The sequence below is a fragment of the Mesorhizobium sp. ORM8.1 genome (genome assembly GCF_053005525.2).
The window spans coordinates 6,384,748-6,400,723 of sequence record NZ_CM132600.1 but is presented as its reverse complement, the minus strand read 5'-3'; the positions used below and the strand labels follow the sequence as shown (position 1 = coordinate 6,400,723).

At 62.7% G+C, this 15,976-nt stretch carries 18 protein-coding genes; 5 read left to right on the top strand and 13 right to left on the bottom strand.

The features are described from left to right. Positions 1 to 216: 216 nt before the first annotated feature. From ACVDG8_RS31890 to ACVDG8_RS31855, 8 genes are all read right to left on the bottom strand, one after another. Positions 217 to 687 (bottom strand): nucleoside deaminase, encoded by a 471-nt coding sequence (locus ACVDG8_RS31890; RefSeq protein WP_447252023.1) that lies wholly within the window; start codon positions 685 to 687, stop codon positions 217 to 219. A 139-nt stretch (positions 688 to 826) separates the two neighbouring features. After that, entirely contained in the window at positions 827 to 1,423 is a 597-nt protein-coding gene (locus ACVDG8_RS31885; RefSeq protein WP_447252022.1) for a LysE family translocator, read from the bottom strand. A 103-nt stretch (positions 1,424 to 1,526) separates the two neighbouring features. Next, entirely contained in the window at positions 1,527 to 2,102 is a 576-nt protein-coding gene (gene ilvN / locus ACVDG8_RS31880) for an acetolactate synthase small subunit (protein ID WP_371010364.1), read from the bottom strand. 83 nt (positions 2,103 to 2,185) lie between these two features. Next, complete coding sequence (locus tag ACVDG8_RS31875) at positions 2,186 to 3,937, bottom strand: acetolactate synthase 3 large subunit (RefSeq protein WP_455707871.1); 1,752 nt, start codon at positions 3,935 to 3,937, stop codon at positions 2,186 to 2,188. Between the two features lie 444 nt (positions 3,938 to 4,381). Further along, the gene (gene tmpB / locus ACVDG8_RS31870) at positions 4,382 to 4,966 is read right to left on the bottom strand and encodes a (R)-1-hydroxy-2-trimethylaminoethylphosphonate oxygenase (protein WP_447252020.1); all 585 of its coding nucleotides are present in this window, start codon (positions 4,964 to 4,966) and stop codon (positions 4,382 to 4,384) included. Further along, a complete protein-coding gene (locus ACVDG8_RS31865; RefSeq protein ID WP_447252019.1) occupies positions 4,963 to 5,295 on the bottom strand; it encodes a TauD/TfdA family dioxygenase in 333 nt (110 codons plus the stop codon). Before ACVDG8_RS31865 ends, tmpB begins: the two co-directional genes overlap by 4 nt. Further along, positions 5,292 to 5,765 (bottom strand): TauD/TfdA family dioxygenase, encoded by a 474-nt coding sequence (locus ACVDG8_RS31860; protein WP_455707374.1) that lies wholly within the window; start codon positions 5,763 to 5,765, stop codon positions 5,292 to 5,294. Before ACVDG8_RS31860 ends, ACVDG8_RS31865 begins: the two co-directional genes overlap by 4 nt. 80 nt (positions 5,766 to 5,845) lie before the next feature. Next, entirely contained in the window at positions 5,846 to 6,112 is a 267-nt protein-coding gene (locus ACVDG8_RS31855; RefSeq protein ID WP_455707373.1) for a gamma-butyrobetaine hydroxylase-like domain-containing protein, read from the bottom strand. Between the two features lie 107 nt (positions 6,113 to 6,219). Between ACVDG8_RS31855 and ACVDG8_RS31850 the strand changes: the two genes are divergently transcribed. Together ACVDG8_RS31850 and ACVDG8_RS31845 are read left to right on the top strand one after the other, a co-directional pair. Next, positions 6,220 to 7,137 carry a LysR family transcriptional regulator gene (locus ACVDG8_RS31850; RefSeq protein ID WP_455707372.1) on the top strand — a complete coding sequence of 306 codons (918 nt, stop codon included), beginning with the start codon at positions 6,220 to 6,222 and terminating at the stop codon, positions 7,135 to 7,137. Between the two features lie 138 nt (positions 7,138 to 7,275). Beyond that, complete coding sequence (locus tag ACVDG8_RS31845; RefSeq protein ID WP_447252016.1) at positions 7,276 to 9,078, top strand: NAD(P)-binding domain-containing protein; 1,803 nt, start codon at positions 7,276 to 7,278, stop codon at positions 9,076 to 9,078. Here ACVDG8_RS31845 and ACVDG8_RS31840 read toward each other — a convergent pair. From ACVDG8_RS31840 to ACVDG8_RS31830, 3 genes are read right to left on the bottom strand one after another with little or no spacing between them, the layout of a single operon-like run. Then, positions 9,075 to 9,596: an N-acetyltransferase family protein gene (locus ACVDG8_RS31840; protein WP_447252015.1), complete on the bottom strand. Its 522-nt coding sequence runs from the start codon at positions 9,594 to 9,596 to the stop codon at positions 9,075 to 9,077. The two genes, ACVDG8_RS31845 and ACVDG8_RS31840, sit on opposite strands and share 4 nt — an antisense overlap. 22 nt (positions 9,597 to 9,618) lie before the next feature. Continuing rightward, positions 9,619 to 9,927, bottom strand: coding sequence for a hypothetical protein (locus tag ACVDG8_RS31835; protein ID WP_447252014.1), 309 nt, complete (start codon positions 9,925 to 9,927; stop codon positions 9,619 to 9,621). A 4-nt stretch (positions 9,928 to 9,931) separates the two neighbouring features. Beyond that, positions 9,932 to 10,498 (bottom strand): helix-turn-helix domain-containing protein, encoded by a 567-nt coding sequence (locus ACVDG8_RS31830; protein ID WP_447252013.1) that lies wholly within the window; start codon positions 10,496 to 10,498, stop codon positions 9,932 to 9,934. A gap of 150 nt (positions 10,499 to 10,648) precedes the next feature. Between ACVDG8_RS31830 and ACVDG8_RS31825 the strand changes: the two genes are divergently transcribed. Further along, the gene (locus ACVDG8_RS31825) at positions 10,649 to 12,478 is read left to right on the top strand and encodes an ATP-binding protein (protein ID WP_455707371.1); all 1,830 of its coding nucleotides are present in this window, start codon (positions 10,649 to 10,651) and stop codon (positions 12,476 to 12,478) included. Positions 12,479 to 12,652: 174 nt separating this feature from the next. Here the strand turns inward: ACVDG8_RS31825 and ACVDG8_RS31820 are convergent, their stop codons facing one another. Then, complete coding sequence (locus ACVDG8_RS31820) at positions 12,653 to 13,444, bottom strand: GGDEF domain-containing protein (RefSeq protein WP_447252011.1); 792 nt, start codon at positions 13,442 to 13,444, stop codon at positions 12,653 to 12,655. Between the two features lie 125 nt (positions 13,445 to 13,569). Beyond that, positions 13,570 to 14,508, bottom strand: coding sequence for a tRNA (adenosine(37)-N6)-dimethylallyltransferase MiaA (gene miaA / locus ACVDG8_RS31815; protein WP_447257150.1), 939 nt, complete (start codon positions 14,506 to 14,508; stop codon positions 13,570 to 13,572). Between miaA and serB the strand changes: the two genes are divergently transcribed. Next, positions 14,498 to 15,385 carry a phosphoserine phosphatase SerB gene (gene serB / locus ACVDG8_RS31810; protein ID WP_447252010.1) on the top strand — a complete coding sequence of 296 codons (888 nt, stop codon included), beginning with the start codon at positions 14,498 to 14,500 and terminating at the stop codon, positions 15,383 to 15,385. The two genes, miaA and serB, sit on opposite strands and share 11 nt — an antisense overlap. Beyond that, positions 15,382 to 15,954, top strand: a complete 573-nt coding sequence (locus ACVDG8_RS31805; RefSeq protein WP_447252009.1) for a GNAT family N-acetyltransferase — start codon at positions 15,382 to 15,384, stop codon at positions 15,952 to 15,954. The genes serB and ACVDG8_RS31805 overlap by 4 nt, the downstream gene beginning before the upstream one ends. Positions 15,955 to 15,976 lie beyond the last annotated feature (22 nt).

The following is a 15,976-nucleotide window of genomic DNA, read 5'->3' as shown; positions in this document are numbered from 1 at the left end:
CAAAAGGCCCTCTCGTCCGACACGCCATAGCCAGGTGGTCGTATTCTAGCTCATTTCACGGCACCCTGCCGCGATTTCGCTGAATAGATAGGACACGCCTATGTCGGAAAAGGGCCAAAACGCGGCATTACGAAGATTTAATGTGCACTGCACAATGGATAGGCAGCCGGCTATGGTCGCCGGCAGAGGCCCGTCGTAGGCCCCAAAAGCAAGGCTCTAAGCCTTGCCCAGATGCTTCGGCCAGAATTCCTGATGTACTTCGGCGGCTTCGTCTTCGAGGCTCGGGCCAATCACGGTGACGATGCGCGCGCCGGTTTGCAGCACCGCCCGGCTCGGCACGTTCAACCCGATCCCGGCGATCTCGCCAAGCCGCGCTTCGGAGCACGCAAACACCATACGCCCGATGCCCGACCAGTAAATCGCGCCGGAGCACATCGCGCACGGCTCCGTGCTGGTGTAGAGCGTGCAGTCAGCGAGAAAAGCAGTGTCGTAATGTTGCGCCGCCAGCTTAACCAGGTTCATCTCGGCGTGGTTCGTCATATCGTGGCCGGTGAAGACGCTGTTTTCAGCGCGCAGGATTACTTCGCCGTCCTTCACCAGCACCGAGCCAAACGGTTCGTGGCCGCGTTCCATCGCGGATTTCGAGAGCGCAATCGCCTCGCGTAAAAACGGCTCGTGGCTTTCCATCAGAGTCTCCCCAAAAGGCTAGAGCGGGATGATTTTGTCTTGAAGCGGAGGGATTTCAAGGGGCCGCAAATCAGATTCACGTCGGCAATCCGCATCGCCGCAAACGTCATCTTCTGGCTCTGGTCAATGTGTCCTCAACCTAGCGCAGCATCGGCCACAGCGTCGCCGCCAGCAACACGCCCATGGCGATGTTGAACCATTTCAGCCGCGCCGGATCCGATAGGAAGCCGCGCAGCGCCGTGCCGAATCCGGCCCAGACGGACACGCTGGGCAAGTTGACGACCGCAAAAGCAGCCGAGATCAACGCCACCGAGATGAACGGATGGTCGGGGTTGGTGTAGACGGCCATGGCGGTGATCGCCATCACCCAGGCCTTGGGGTTGACCCACTGGAAAGCCGCCGCATCGATGAAGCGCATCGGCTTTGCCTCTGTCTCGCCCTTGCCGCTCAATGAGCGCGACATGGCGATCTTCCAGGCGAGATAAAGCAGATAGGCGGCCCCGGCGATCTTGAGACCGGTGTGCAGCGCCGGAAACGCCGTCAGCACCGCGCCTAGGCCGAAGCCGACGGCCAGCAGCAGCACGAAAAAGCCGATGCTGATGCCCAGCATATGCGGGATCGTCCTGGCAATGCCGAAATTGACCCCAGATGTCAGCAGCATGAGATTGTTCGGCCCCGGCGTGATCGAGGTGACGAGGGCATAGACCAGCAGGGCAAGAAACGCGTCGAGCGACATGACATCCTCAAAGATATGTCAGCCTTAATGACCTTTTAGCCAACCCGCAAAAGCCAGCGGCTAGGAATGGACAGGCCAAAGACATGCCCGCCCGCCGGTGCGCTTACATCGCCTGTGGGCCGCGGTTCATCGCCGCCACGCCGGTGCGGCAGATCTCGACCAGGCCGAGCGGCTTCATGATGGCGATGAACTGGTCGAGCTTGGAGCCCTTGCCGGTGATCTCGAAGATGAAATGCTCGGTGTTGGCGTCGATGACCGAAGCGCGAAACGCGTCCGCCAGGCGGAGCGCTTCGACGCGGGCGTCGCCGGTGCCGGCGACCTTGACCAGCGCCAGCTCCCGCTCCAGCGGCCGCTCCTGCCCCATCTCGTGCGACCGCACGGTCAGGTCGACCACGCGGTGCACCGGCACGATGCGTTCGAGCTGGTGCTTGATCTGCTCCATTACATGCGGCGTTCCGCGCGTCACGATGGTGATGCGCGACAGATGCTTCTCGTGTTCGGTCTCGGAGACGGTCAGGCTTTCGATGTTGTAGCCGCGCCCGGAAAACAGGCCGATGACGCGGGCAAGCACGCCCGGCTCGTTGTCGACCAGCACGGAAAGCGTGTGCGTTTCCGGCTTCTCGGTTTCCTTGGCGATGAAATAGGCGGAGCCGGTTGGTTGAAGGTGTTGTGCGTTCATTGAGGTGGATCTCGATTTCAGACTTTTGAGCTAATTCTCTGTTTACGCACGGCTTCTAGCGACAGCCCTGCCTTGGCGGCTGCCTACACCAGTTCCCTGCCCTTGGCGTCGATGGCGTTGGCCACCGCCTCGTCGGTCGCCTCGTCCGGCAGGAGCATTTCGTTATGCGCCTTGCCCGACGGGATCATCGGGAAGCAGTTGGCCAACGTTGCCACGCGGCAGTCGAACAGCACCGGCTTCTTGACCGAGATCATTTCCTTGATCGCGTCATCGAGCTCGCCCGGCTTGTCGCAACGGATGCCGTGGCCGCCATAAGCCTCGGCGAGTTTGACGAAGTCCGGCATCGCTTCGGTGTAGGAATGCGACAGCCGGTTGCCGTGCAGGAGCTGCTGCCACTGCCGCACCATGCCCATATACTGGTTGTTGAGGATGAAGATCTTGATCGGCGCCCTGTATTGCACCGCCGAGCTCATTTCCTGCATGGTCATCTGCACGGAAGCGTCGCCGGCGATGTCGATGACCAGCGCGTCGGGATGCGCAATCTGCACGCCGAGCGCGGCCGGCAGGCCGTAGCCCATCGTGCCGAGACCACCTGAGGTCATCCAGCGGTTCGGCTTGTCGAAATGATAGTGCTGCGCCGCCCACATCTGGTGCTGGCCGACCTCGGTGGTGATGTAGGTGTCCTTGTCCTTGGTCAGCTCGTAGAGCCGCTGGATGGCGTATTGCGGCATGATCACGTCGTTGTTCATCTTGTAGGCGAGCGAATCCCGCGCGCGCCATTTCGCGATCTGCTCCCACCACGGATAAAGCGCCTTCTTGTCGGCCTTGACGGTCGCCCGCCACAGCCGCACCAGATCTTCCAGAACGCGGCCGACATCGCCGATGATCGGCACCTCGGTATGGACGTTCTTGTTGATCGAGGATGGATCGATATCGATGTGGATCTTCTTCGAATTCGGCGAGAAGGCGTTGAGCCGGCCGGTGATGCGGTCGTCGAAGCGCGCGCCGATGCAGATCATGACGTCGCAATCATGCATGGCCATGTTGGCCTCGTAGGTGCCGTGCATGCCGAGCATGCCCATCCAGTTCTTGCCGGAGGCCGGATAGGCGCCGAGGCCCATCAACGTCGAGGTGATCGGGAAGCCGGTGAGATCGACCAGCTCGCGCAGCAGGTGGCTCGCCTCCGGACCGGAATTGATGACGCCGCCGCCGCTGTAGATGATCGGCTTCTTGGCGCCGGCCATCAGCTCGACCGCGGCCTTCACCTTCTCCAGGTCGCCCTGGATTTTCGGCTGATAGCTGGTGCGCGGCGCCGTCTGCGGCGGCACATAGATGCCTTTGGCGAACTGCACGTCCTTCGGAATGTCGACCACGACCGGGCCGGGACGCCCGGTGGTCGCGACATGGAAGGCCTCGTGGATGGTCGCGGCGAGTTCGTTGACGTCCTTCACCAGCCAGTTGTGCTTGGTGCAGGGCCGCGTGATGCCGACCGTGTCGCACTCCTGGAAGGCATCGGAGCCGATCAGCGAGGTCGGCACCTGGCCGGTGAGGCAGACCAGCGGAATGGAATCCATCAGCGCGTCCTGCAACGGCGTCACCGCATTGGTGGCGCCGGGGCCGGAGGTCACCAGCATGACGCCGGCTTTGCCGGTCGAGCGCGCATAGCCTTCCGCCGCGTGGCCGGCGCCCTGCTCGTGCCGGACCAGAATGTGCTCGACGTCATCCTGCTGGAAAATCTCGTCATAAATCGGAAGGACAGCGCCGCCCGGATAGCCGAAGACATGCTTGACGCCATTGTCCTTCAGCGCCTGCACCACCATTTCGGCGCCCGTCATTTCGCGCCGCTCGTTTTGTCCGTTGCTCATCGGTCTGGTCCCGTACTGTCCGCCGTCTGGCGATTGTTGGTCGTTTGGTTCGGTTGAGGGCAATAAAAAAGGCCCCCGAGGGAGCCTGTGTGATGCGCATGGGAGGTTTTCGCCCGGCGGTTACACCGCCTTGCCCACGCGCTTTCCTACGAGAATGAGTGCCGTTTTCATGGTGGCGGACAATAGAATTGGTTTTGCGCCGCTGTCAACGGGCAATGTGGCCGCCCGCAATGGGTTCAGAGCCGCCCCCAGTATCGGTCTCGCTTACATTGTCGCGACAGACAATTGGCGGAGACTTGGAAGATTTGGCCGGGAGCAAGCGCTCCCGGCATTTGTCCGGTCTGTGAGCCATGACGGCACATCGCCCGTCGAAGCGGAAGCACATAGCCGTTCCCTCCCAGTATGGATTTGGGCTCAGCCTCGATTGGCGAAATCGCTGACGACCCGTTGCAGCAGCGGAACGTAATCGCGAAAGCTCCGCGTCTTCATGTTGGCGATCTTGCCGGCCTCGTCCCAGATGCGGACCCGCACCGCTTCCTCATGGAACGGGTTCTTGCGGAACTCGGCCACTTCCTCAGGCTTCATCGGCCCGCCTTGCAGCGACAGCGTGTGGACCGAGGCCGGCGAGAGCCGGCCGAAATAGGTCGGGTCGACGGCGCAGAGATAGCGCTTGGCCGAAACATGCAGCCTGACGCATTCGACGATGACCGGCGGAAAGAACGGCGCCAGCACCTCGCCGCCGGCCTCGTCGTGATGCTTGTCCTCGACGTCGTCGGGCGAATAGGTGCCGAACTCGCTGGTATAGTGGCCGATGTCGTGCAGCAGGGCCGCCGCCACCAGCACCTCCGGCGCGCCGTCCTGTTCAGCGAACCAGGCGCCCTGCAGCATGTGCTCCGACATTGTGACGGGCTCGCCAAGATAGGATTCCGCCCCTCGGCGTTCGAAAATATCGGCGATGAACTCGACGATGTTGTCCGCGTTCAGATCCTGGCCGCTCATTCGGCAGCCTCCTTGAACTGGTGTTCGATCGCCGAAAGCGTGGACAAGAGCCCATCCTTGTCGGCATAGCATCCCTGCAGCCAGCGCTTGCCGGTGCCGGAAAATTGCTTGCGCGCATGCATGACGCGTGTGTTGTCGACGATGAAGGCCTGGCCCGCTTCGAGCTTGAAGGTCACCTCGAAGGACGTATCCTCGATCAGTTCGGCGAACCGGCGATAGGCGGCGTAGTAGGCTGCCATCTCGGCGAACGGCACGTCGACCGTCGGCGCCAGCGAGCGGTTGTTGAAACGGATGGAGATCAGCTCGCCGTCTGGCCCAAGCTCGATCATCGGCCGCTTGGCCTGCAGCCGCACCCTGTCGAGCCGGCATATTCGAAACGAGCCGGGTAGGAACTCAACAGCCGGAAACCTTCCGGGTTTTCGGCCTGCAGCGCGGCGGCGACGCCAAAACCGTCGACCACGCTGGATTCGCCGCCTTCCACGGTGTTCTCGATGCAGGACAGGATCTGCAGCGTCGGCACCGGATCGCGGTAGGGATTGTCGGTATGCGCCTGGAGGCCGAGATTTGTGTAGGCGAGATTGGTCGGATTGACCTCGGCGCGGACTTCGAACCAGCGGCCGTAATTGGTCTCCCTGATGTAGCCGAACAGGTCGGACACTTTGCAAAGCGCCCCCGGTTCCGTCGGCAGGTCGTCCATCACGGCGAAGCCATAGGTTTTCACCGCCGCCAGCCACTGTCGCAGGACGGCGCGGTCGCGGCTGGCCGCGACATAGCCGGCGCGCGGCACCGAATGCTGCATCGTGGCCTTGGTCCATCGTACGGTGTCCTTGCCCGTCCACCCAACTTGACGAGCGGTGTCGCGGTCATAGGCGTTGGCGCTCAGCCACGCCGAGGAAAGCTGACCGTCTTTCCCTCCGGCGCGAAGGTGAGCTCCAGCCCATCGCCCTTGATCGCGGCGGCATCGATCTTCGTATCGGCCGGAATATCGAGGATGGTGATCAGCCGCTGGCCATTGCCGGCGCTGCGCGTCTTGTCGTCGAGCGCGTTGTCGCGCAGCCACATGGCGTGAAAGCGGGTGCGCGCGCCGTCCTTCCAGCCAAGTTCTATTGTTTTGCCTTCGTCGCCGATCAGCGCGTGGGTAAGCATGGAGATCCTATCCTCTGTACCCCAGTTCCGGGGCTTCGATTGCATGTTGGCGAGATGCAAGGCATAATTCAAATTATCGTTTTTTGGTCTATGGTCATAAATTTCTGATGGCTCGAACAATCCTGCTCTTGCCCCCGCTCGATTGGCTGCGCAGCTTCGAGGCTGCCGCGCGGTTGTCGAATTTCACTGCTGCCGCGGCCGAACTCGGGCTGACCCAGGCGGCAGTCAGCCAGCATGTCCGTTCGCTTGAAAAGCGGCTGAAACATCCCCTGTTCATACGCCTGGCGCGCGGTGTCGAATTGACGCCTGAAGGGGCGGCCTATCTGCCGCATTTGCAATCGGCCTTCGCCGTGATCGGCAACAGCACGCGTGAACTGTTCGAGCCGAGGACGATCCAGAGCGTGACGATCCGGTCGCCGATTTCCTTTGCCGTGCTGATGATCGCGCCGGTCCTGCCAGAAATGGCAAACAGCCTGCCGCATATCCAACTGCAGATCGAGACCATCCACACGCCGGCCGACTATGGCGAACGCTCCGGCGTGCTCGATATCCGTTTCGGCACCGGCTCCTTCGCTGGGCGGCAGGCCGACCGCCTGACCCGGAAGACCCTGACGCCGATGGCGACGCCGGCCCTGGCCAAGGTGCCGGATTGGACGAAATTACCGAAACTCACCGTCGTCGGTGCCCGCGAAATGTGGGGCGAATGGTTCGCTGCCGCCCGCATGGCGCCGACCGTCGGACCGACGCATAAATTCGACAGTTTCGTCGCCGCGCTCGAGGCGGCCAGGCACGGTGCCGGCATGGTGCTCGGCTCACGCCCGCTGGCCGATGCGGCGTTGCGCGACGGATCGCTGGTGACGCTTTCAGAATTTGCCCTGTCGGGCGGCGCCGGCCACTATCTGACCGCTCCCTCCGGCGCCCATCTCAGCCGCGCCGAGGACGATGTCCGTCACTGGTTTGCAACCGTGTTCGGCCAACGCATGGCCGAGCCTCGGCCGCCGGCCGCATCGGCGATTTTGCGATAAGTCACTGAATACGCGCCAAACTATTTGCCGACGTGACGCGGCACATAGTTTGCCGCGATACTGCGCAAAGCCGGACGGTTAAGCTTCGGCGAAGGCCCGCTCATCCCAGGCGGCCGGAAAAATCATGGAGGAAATTCAATGCTCGACAAGGCCCCCAACAAGAAGCTTTCCGACCTGCTCGACAAATTTGGCGCAGCCCTTGTCGCCGGCGATATCGACAAGGCGGTCGCCTGCTTTCAGGAGGATTGCTACTGGCGCGATCTTCTCAGCTTCACCTGGAACATCAAGACGATGGAAGGCCGCGACCAAGTGCGCGACATGCTGGTGAGCCAGTTGGCCAGGACCAAACCGTCGAACTGGGCGATCGCCAAGGGCGAGGACGCCACGGAAAACGACGGGCTGCTCGACGGCTGGATCAGCTTCGAGACGGAGGTCGCACGCGGCTTCGGTCACATCAGGCTGAAGGACGGCAAGATCTGGACGCTGCTCACCACCATGGTCGAGCTCAAGGGCCATGAGGAGCCGGCCGGCTTCGACCGCCCGCTCGGCGCCAAGCATGGCCATGGCAAGAACCGTCCGACCTGGAAGGAGGAGCGCGAGAAGGAGGCCGCCGAGCTCGGCTTCAAGACGCAGCCCTACACGCTCATCATCGGCGGCGGCCAGGGCGGCATCGCGCTCGGCGCGCGTCTGCGGCAACTCGGCGTGCCGACCATCATCGTTGAGAAGAACGAGCGCGCCGGCGACAGCTGGCGCAAGCGCTACAAGTCGCTCTGCCTGCACGACCCGGTCTGGTACGACCATCTGCCCTATATCGATTTTCCCAGGAACTGGCCGGTCTTCGCGCCCAAGGACAAGATCGGCGACTGGCTGGAAATGTACGCCAAGGTCATGGAGCTGAATTACTGGTCCTCGACCGAGGCCAAAAGCGCTGTCTATGACGATAAGAAAAAGCAATGGACCGTGGTGGTGCGCCGCGACGGCAAGGACATCACGCTGAAGCCCAAGCAACTGGTGCTGGCCACGGGACAATCCGGCAAGGCCAACATGCCAAGTTTCAAGGGCATGGACACATTCAAGGGCGATCAGCATCATTCCTCGAAGCATCCCGGCCCCGACGCCTATGTCGGCAAGAAGGCAGTCGTCATCGGTTCGAACAACTCCGCCCACGACATCGCGGCCGCCCTTTGGGAAGCCGGCGTCGACGTCACCATGGTGCAGCGCTCGACCACGCATATCGTCAAGTCGGACACGCTGATGGAGATCGGGCTGGGCTCGCTCTATTCGGAAAAGGCGGTTGAGAGCGGCATGACCACTGCCAAGGCCGATCTCGTCTTTGCCTCTCTGCCCTACAAGATCCTGCACGAGTTCCAGATCCCGGCCTATGCCGAGATGAAGAAACGCGACGCCGGTTTCTACAAAGGCCTGGAGAGGGCCGGCTTCATGCTCGACTGGGGCGATGACGGCTCCGGCCTGTTCATGAAATATCTCCGCCGCGGCTCAGGCTATTACATCGATGTCGGCGCCTCCGACCTGATCATCGACGGCTCGATCAAATTGAAGAGCGGTGTCGAGGTGAAGGAGATCAAGGCGCATTCCGTCCTGCTCTCCGACGGATCCGAACTGCCGGCCGATCTCATCGTCTACGCCACCGGCTATGGCTCGATGAACGGCTGGGCGGCAGACCTGATCTCAAGAGAGGTCGCCGACAAGGTGGGCAAATGCTGGGGCCTGGGCTCCAACACGACTAAGGACCCTGGGCCTTGGGAAGGCGAGTTGCGGAATATGTGGAAGCCGACGCAGCAGGAGGCGCTCTGGTTCCATGGCGGCAACCTGCACCAGTCGCGTCATTACTCGCAGTTCCTGTCGCTGCAGCTGAAGGCGCGCATGGAAGGCATCGCGACGCCAGTCTACGCGCTGCAACAGGCGCATCACAAAAGTTAGGCAGGCTGGCCGATGCGCTTCCAGTAGATGAGCGTGCCGGTCAGCCCGCCATGCGGCTTCAACGCGTAGTCGGGGATCTCGCCGGCCAGCGTGAAGCCGAGCTTCTCGTAGAGGCCGGAAGCGCCCTCCTCGGTCGCCGTGTCCAGCACGAGCAGGGTTTTGCCCTTCTCGACGGCGAGAGCTTCCGCCGCCCGCATCAGGCGGGTCGCGATGCCCTTGCCACGGTGTCCGACGGTGGTCATCAGCTTGGCGATCTCGGCCCGGTGCGGCTGGTTGACCGGGAAATCGAGCAGCAAGGTCACGGTGCCGACCAGAACCTCGCCCTGCAATGCGCCCAGCACCGCTCTTTCACCTCTCCCTGCTGCCATCAGCGAGTTGTCCCAGAAGGTTTCCGCGGCTTGCCGAGACAATGGATGCATGAAGCTGACGGAGCCGCCGGCGGCAACCGTCTCGATCAGCAGGTCAGCCAGCATGTCGCGTGTTTCAGCAGTCAGCGGCCTGATTTCAATGGAACTCATGCCCGCGCTATCCTTGCTACCATCAATCCAGACGCGCGACACGGAGCCGCTTTCGTCCTGCCTTGATCGCGGCGATGCGATCGGCGTCTTTCGGCTGCAGATGCAGCCCGCGTTCGAGGATTTCGAGCGTGTATTCTTCATAGGTCAGGCCGAGTCCCTCGGCCTTTTCCATGCGCATCAGCATGACATCACGGCTCGGCGCCTTCCACGCCTTGGCGTGCGCGGCCTGCCAGGCCAGGAAGATGTATGGATCGCCTTTGCCCCATGGCGGGCCGTTATAATCGTCGAGCGGCGGCCCGCCGTTGTCGGAGCGCTTGGGGCGTCTTGCCATGGCCTCAGTCCCTGACAAGCGCCACGAGATAGTCGGCCGTATCCGGCCCGGGAGCGTGGAAGACGCAGTCGCTCGGCGCGCCAAGCGCCAGGCAGTCGCCGGGCTCCAGCCTGTGCAAGACGTCGCCCTCGGTGAAGTCGAGCCTGCCGCCGATCAGCCAGATCTGCTGCTTGATGAAGGCATAGGACGACGCCGGCAAGCTCACTTTGGCCCTCGCCGGCAGGCTGACCCTGATCAGTTCGAGCGGCATCTGCGATGCCGGCGACAGATGCCGCCTGACATAGCCGGTTTGGGGATCCTGCCAGACTGGCTGCGCGTCCTTGCGCAACAGGCCGCCGCCTTGCATCTCGGCTCGCGCGATCAATGTCGACAAGGTCATGCCGAAAGCCGAGGCGATGCGCACCAGGAGCACGGCGGTGGGGCTGGTCATGCCGCGTTCGATCGCGCTCAGCATCGCCTTCGAAACGCCGGAGCGCTCGGCAAGCTCGGCCAGCGACCAGTCTCGGATCGTCCTTTCAGCATGTATCCGCCTGCCGATGGTGACGGTAAGGTCGTTCGCTATATCGCCCATTTGTCCAATATATCGAAATTCCTCGACCTGGAAAGAGGTGATTCGATCCAATTGCGCGGATCGGCTTAACGGCGCCTACACCATTCGACATCACCTGACTTTAACCCCGATCGCATAGGGTTGACGCTCCAGGGGAATGGGACAGGCACAATGTTCGTTGAACGCGAAGCCTCGGTTGGGGAACTGACCTCGCAGGAACGTCGCAACGCAGAACTGAACGACAAACGCATTCTGGGCAACGTCGTGCAGTGCGATGGCGCACGTGCCACCATCAGCGCCTACGCCGAGGATACGGAAGGCACGGTTACCGGCCTGTGGACCGTCGGCAAGATGATTTCCATCAATCTCGGCGCCACGCGCACGGTCGGCCTGGTCTACGGCATCGGCAAGTCGGACCGCGCCTGGAGCAACGAAGGCCAGAACCCGATCGAGGTCTCGATCGAGCTGATCGGCGAAGTGCGTGACGGGGTCGATCCAGACGCCAAGCCAGTGTTTGACCGAGGCATCACCACATACCCGCATATCGGCGCCATAGCGCACCGCATCCGCACCCGCGACCTGCAGGCAGTCTACGATCTCGCCGGGCGCCACTCGGTCACCATCGGCAGCCTGTCGCAGGACGAGTCGATCGATGCCAAGATTGCCATCGACGATACGCTGGCGCGCCATTTCGCCATCGTCGGCACCACCGGCGTCGGCAAATCCACGGCCGTCTCGCTGCTGTTGCGCAAGTCGATCGAAGCGCGACCGGACCTGCGCGTGCTCATCCTCGACCCGCATAACGAATTCGCCGCGTCGTTGCCGGAATATTGCGTGAAGGTCGATTCCAAAACGCTCGACCTGCCGTTCTGGATGTTCAGGCTGGAGGAATTCACCGAAGTGCTGTTTCGCGGGCGCGAGATAGTTCCGGAGGAAGTCGATGTCCTGCGCGACCTGATCCCGGTCGCCAAGAACCTCTATCGCAACCCGAGTTCCGGCAGCTATATCAGGCGCGGCAGCGACGCACTGACGGCGGATACGCCGGTGCCGTACCGCATCGCCGATCTGATCAAGCAGGTCGACGAGCGCATGGGTTTGCTGGAGAGCAAGAACGACCGTCCGATCTTGCGCTCGCTGAAGACCCGCATCGAATCGGCGGCGTCCGATCCGCGTTACCGCTTCATGTTCAATTCGCGGCTGATCGAGGACACGATCCACGAGACGATCGGCAATATCTTCCGCGTCCCCCACCATGGCCGTCCGGTGACCTGCTTCGAGATGGCGGGCATGCCGTCCGAGGTCGTCAATTCGGTCTGCTCGGTGCTGGCGCGCCTGGCTTTCGACCTGGCTCTTTGGAGCGAGGGCCGGCTGAAGCTGCTCCTGCTTTGCGAAGAGGCGCACCGCTATATGCCGGCCGACGCGCGCCTGGGCTTTGCGCCAACCAGGCACGCTCTGTCGCGCATCGCCAAGGAAGGCCGCAAATATGGCTGCTATCTCGGCGTCGTCACCCAGCGCCCGGGCGAGCTCGACCCGACCATCCTGTCGCAATGCTCGACCTTCTTCGCCATGCGGCTTGCCAATGAGCAGGACCAGGCGATCATCCGCTCCGCGATCGCGGACTCCTCGGCCTCGACGCTGGCGTTCCTGTCCTCGATGGGGCAGCGCGAAGCCATCGCCTTCGGCGAAGGTGTCGCGACGACGATGCGGCTCAAGTTCGAGAAGCTGCCGCAGGAATTCATCCCAGGCACCTCGCAACGCGAGCAGACCGTGCCAGCCGAGGAAGGCAACGATGTCGATCTCGCCATGATCGTCGAGCGCCTGCGCAATGTGCCGAAACCGCAGCAGTCCATGGCCTTCGCCGAGACGGTGGACTCTTCCCGCCAAGCTGGCGATGCCGACTATCGAAAGCCAGCCGCGGCTCGATTGCCGGCGGACGAGGATTTCGACCTGCGCTACGGCCTGAAGCCCGCCACCTTCGGCATCCGCCAACAAAACGACTGAGCCTGCGCTTAGCTTCATTGGTGGCGTTGGGTAAATCTCGTCAGGAAATTCGTCAGGCTGAGTCGACTGGGGCCGTTTACGAGAACCGGAGCGGAGCGGACATCAAGTCCGCGAGCACCGGAAGCGCAGGAAGCGGCCCCAGTCGGCCAGCATCACGAATTTAATGATGGAATTTTAGGCGCAGACGCGGTTGCGGCCTTGCTTCTTCGCCTCGTAGAGCTGGCGGTCGGCGCGGCGATAGAAATCCTCGGCACTTTCCTTGTGGTCCCACACGGCAAGGCCGACACTGGTGGTGACCTTCAGCCGCACATTGCCGGACAGGACCGACATGTTGGCGATCGCCTTGCGGATGCGCTCGGCGAAACGGCCAAGCAGCTCGGCGTCCATGTTGGGCGTGACCACGGCAAATTCCTCGCCGCCCAGGCGCGCCACCACGTCGTGATAGCGCGTCATGCCCCTGAGGCACGTGGCGACGGCCCTCAGCACCTCGTCGCCGACATCGTGGCCATGCGTGTCGTTGACCTGCTTGAAATGGTCGAGGTCGAGGATCATCAGCCCGACCGGCCTGTCGATGCGACGGAATTCATCGAGATATTCGCGCAAAGCGTCGTCGAAGTAGCGGCGGTTCTGCATGCCGGTCAGGCCATCGGTGAGCGCCGCCTGCTCCAACGTCTGTGAACGGGCGCTGAGCGACACAGTCATGGCGCGCAGCTTGCCTTCTTCCCGCACCTGGCCGCGGATCAGCGGGTAGATGAAGAAAGTCCCGAAGAACAGCGCGGTCGCCAGCAGCGCCCCGGTCACGAACAGCAATTTGTTGAGGTAGATGATCCTGTCGACGCGCGATGCGGTATCGAGGTCGGTGGCGATACCCTGCAACTGGCCATAGGCGTGGAATGTCACCAGGCCGGCGGCCAGGATCACGAAAATAAAGACGAAAAAAGCGGATTCCGCCTTGTGGAAACGCATCAACTCCCCGCCGCACTGCAACGTTCAACGTTATGGCATGGCCGGCCTTACGGAGCGTTAACTGGAACAACCCTGGCGAGAAGTTGTGCGGAAGATTTTAAGGCGCTGATTGAAAATGGCATTGGTCAGATCGCCAGGTCATCACCCGGTCGCAGTCTGCGCCATTCCGCTCCCAGTTGATGCCTGAACCAGGTCGCCTGGCGCTTCGCATATTGCCTGGTCGCGATCTTGGCGCGTTCGATCGCTTCGGGAAATCCTGTTTGCCCGGCCATCGCCGCCTGCAGTTCGCGCACGCCGATCGCCTTCATGGCCGGCAGCGCGGGATCGAGGTCGAGCGCCGTCAGTTGCCGGACTTCGTCGAGCGCGCCCTTGTCGAGCATCTGGTCGAAGCGAACTTCGATGCGCCGCACCAGCTCAGCTCGGTCCGGCTCGATCACCAGGAAGCGCGCGCTGCCGCGATCGATCAGCGGCCGGCCGCGCGCCGCCTGCCATTCGAGGATGGAACGCCCCGAGGCATCGAGCACCTCGAGCGCGCGCACGATACGCTGACTGTCGCTGGCTTTGAGTTGCATGGCAACAGCCGAATCCTCGCGCATCAGCAAGCGATGCAGCCGCTCGGCGCCTTGTTCCTTGAGTTCGTAACGCCAGCGGTCGCGCACTGCCTGCGGAATGTCGGGCATGTCCGAAATGCCTTCGGCCAGCGCGCGGAAATAAAGCCCGGTGCCGCCGACGAAAATGACGGGACGGCCCGACAGGGCACCCTCGTCGATCAGCTTCGTCACGTCGCGCAGCCAGGCGCCGGTCGAATAGGCTGTAGAGGGATGCACGTGGCCGTAGAGGAAGTGCGGCGCGCGCGCCATTTCGGCGGCGCTTGGTCGCGCCGTCAGCACATCGAGCACCGAATAGCCCTGCATGGAATCGGTGTTGACGATGACCGCACCCTCGCGCTCGGCAAGATCGAGCGCCAGCGCCGACTTGCCGCTGGCCGTCGGCCCGGCTATCAGGATCGCGTTTTTCACGCGGCCTTCGCCCGCTTGTCCGTCGGAATTCTCGATGCCGCTGATCGCCACAATAGTGTCCCGTCCGCAAGACCGCGCCGTGTCGGCCTCGCTTGCGAATATGGCCTCGCGGGCGGCGGGCGCAAGCGCTGTTCATTGGCTGGCCGAGGACATTGCCTGCGATGTCGTTTTGCCCGAGGTACCGGATGTCGGCGCGTTGACGGCCAATCTGCGCGCGGCGCTTGCCTCCGAGCCCGTCGACGTCATCGTCCAGCCGGCGGAAGGCAGGAGAAAGAAAATCCTGCTTGCCGACATGGATTCGACCATGATCGACCAGGAATGCATCGACGAACTGGCCGACGAGATCGGCGTCAAGGAGCATGTCGCGGCAATCACCGCGCGCTCCATGAATGGTGAGATTGCGTTCGAGCCCGCCTTGCGCGAGCGCGTTGCCTTGCTGAAGGGCCTCGACACAGCGGTGGTCGATCGCATTATCGCCAATAGGCTGACGCTCGCCGCCGGCGGCCGTGCGCTGGTGCGGACGATGCGCGCCAACGGCGCCTGGACGGCGCTGGTCTCGGGCGGTTTCGATGTTTTCACCAGCCGCATCGCCGACATGCTGGGGTTCCAGGAAAACCGCGCCAACCGCCTGATCGAGAAGGACGGCGAATTCACCGGCATGGTGGCCGAGCCGATCCTCGGCCGGGCGGCCAAGGCCGAGGCGCTGCTCGACATTGCCGCGAAGCTTGGCCTGACGACCGAGGACGCAATTGCCGTGGGCGACGGCGCAAATGATCTCGACATGATCCGCCTTGCCGGCACCGGCGTCGCCTTGCATGCCAAGCCTTCCGTAGCGGAGCAGGCAAGGATCCGCATCGATCATGGCGACCTGACCGCGCTGCTCTATCTTCAGGGTTATCGTCGCCAGGAGTTCGTTGAATGAGACCGATGCGCACGGAGCGCTTGATCCTGCGCAACTGGGAGGATCGCGATCGCGAACTCTTCCACCGCATCAACTCCGACGATCGCGTCATGGAATTCTTCCCGTTTCGCCGCACGCGAGCCGAAGCCGACGCCAGGATGAACGAGGTCCGCGCCTGGATCGAAGAGGATGGCTATGGCTTCGCCGCCGCCGAGATCGCCGCAACCGGCGAATGCATTGGCTTCGTCGGCCTCGTCGACACCGATCACGTGCCTTCCCTGCCCAACGGCGTGATCGAGATCGGCTGGCGGCTGGCGCCTGAATTCTGGGGCAAGGGTTATGTCACCGAGGCCGCCAAAGCCTGGCTCGCCTTCGGCTTCGAAACGCTCGACCAGGATGAAATCGTGTCTTTCGCGGTCGCCGACAACCATCGCTCGACCGCGGTCATGAAGCGCCTCGGCATGCGCGCCGATCCAGCCAACGACTTCGACCATCCCAACGTCCCCGACAGCCATCCGCATCTCAAGTGGCATTCGCTCTACAGGCTTTCGCGCGACGACTGGCAGGCACAAAAAAGGGCGGCTCGGTAGCCGCCCTTCCGATCGTCTTCGT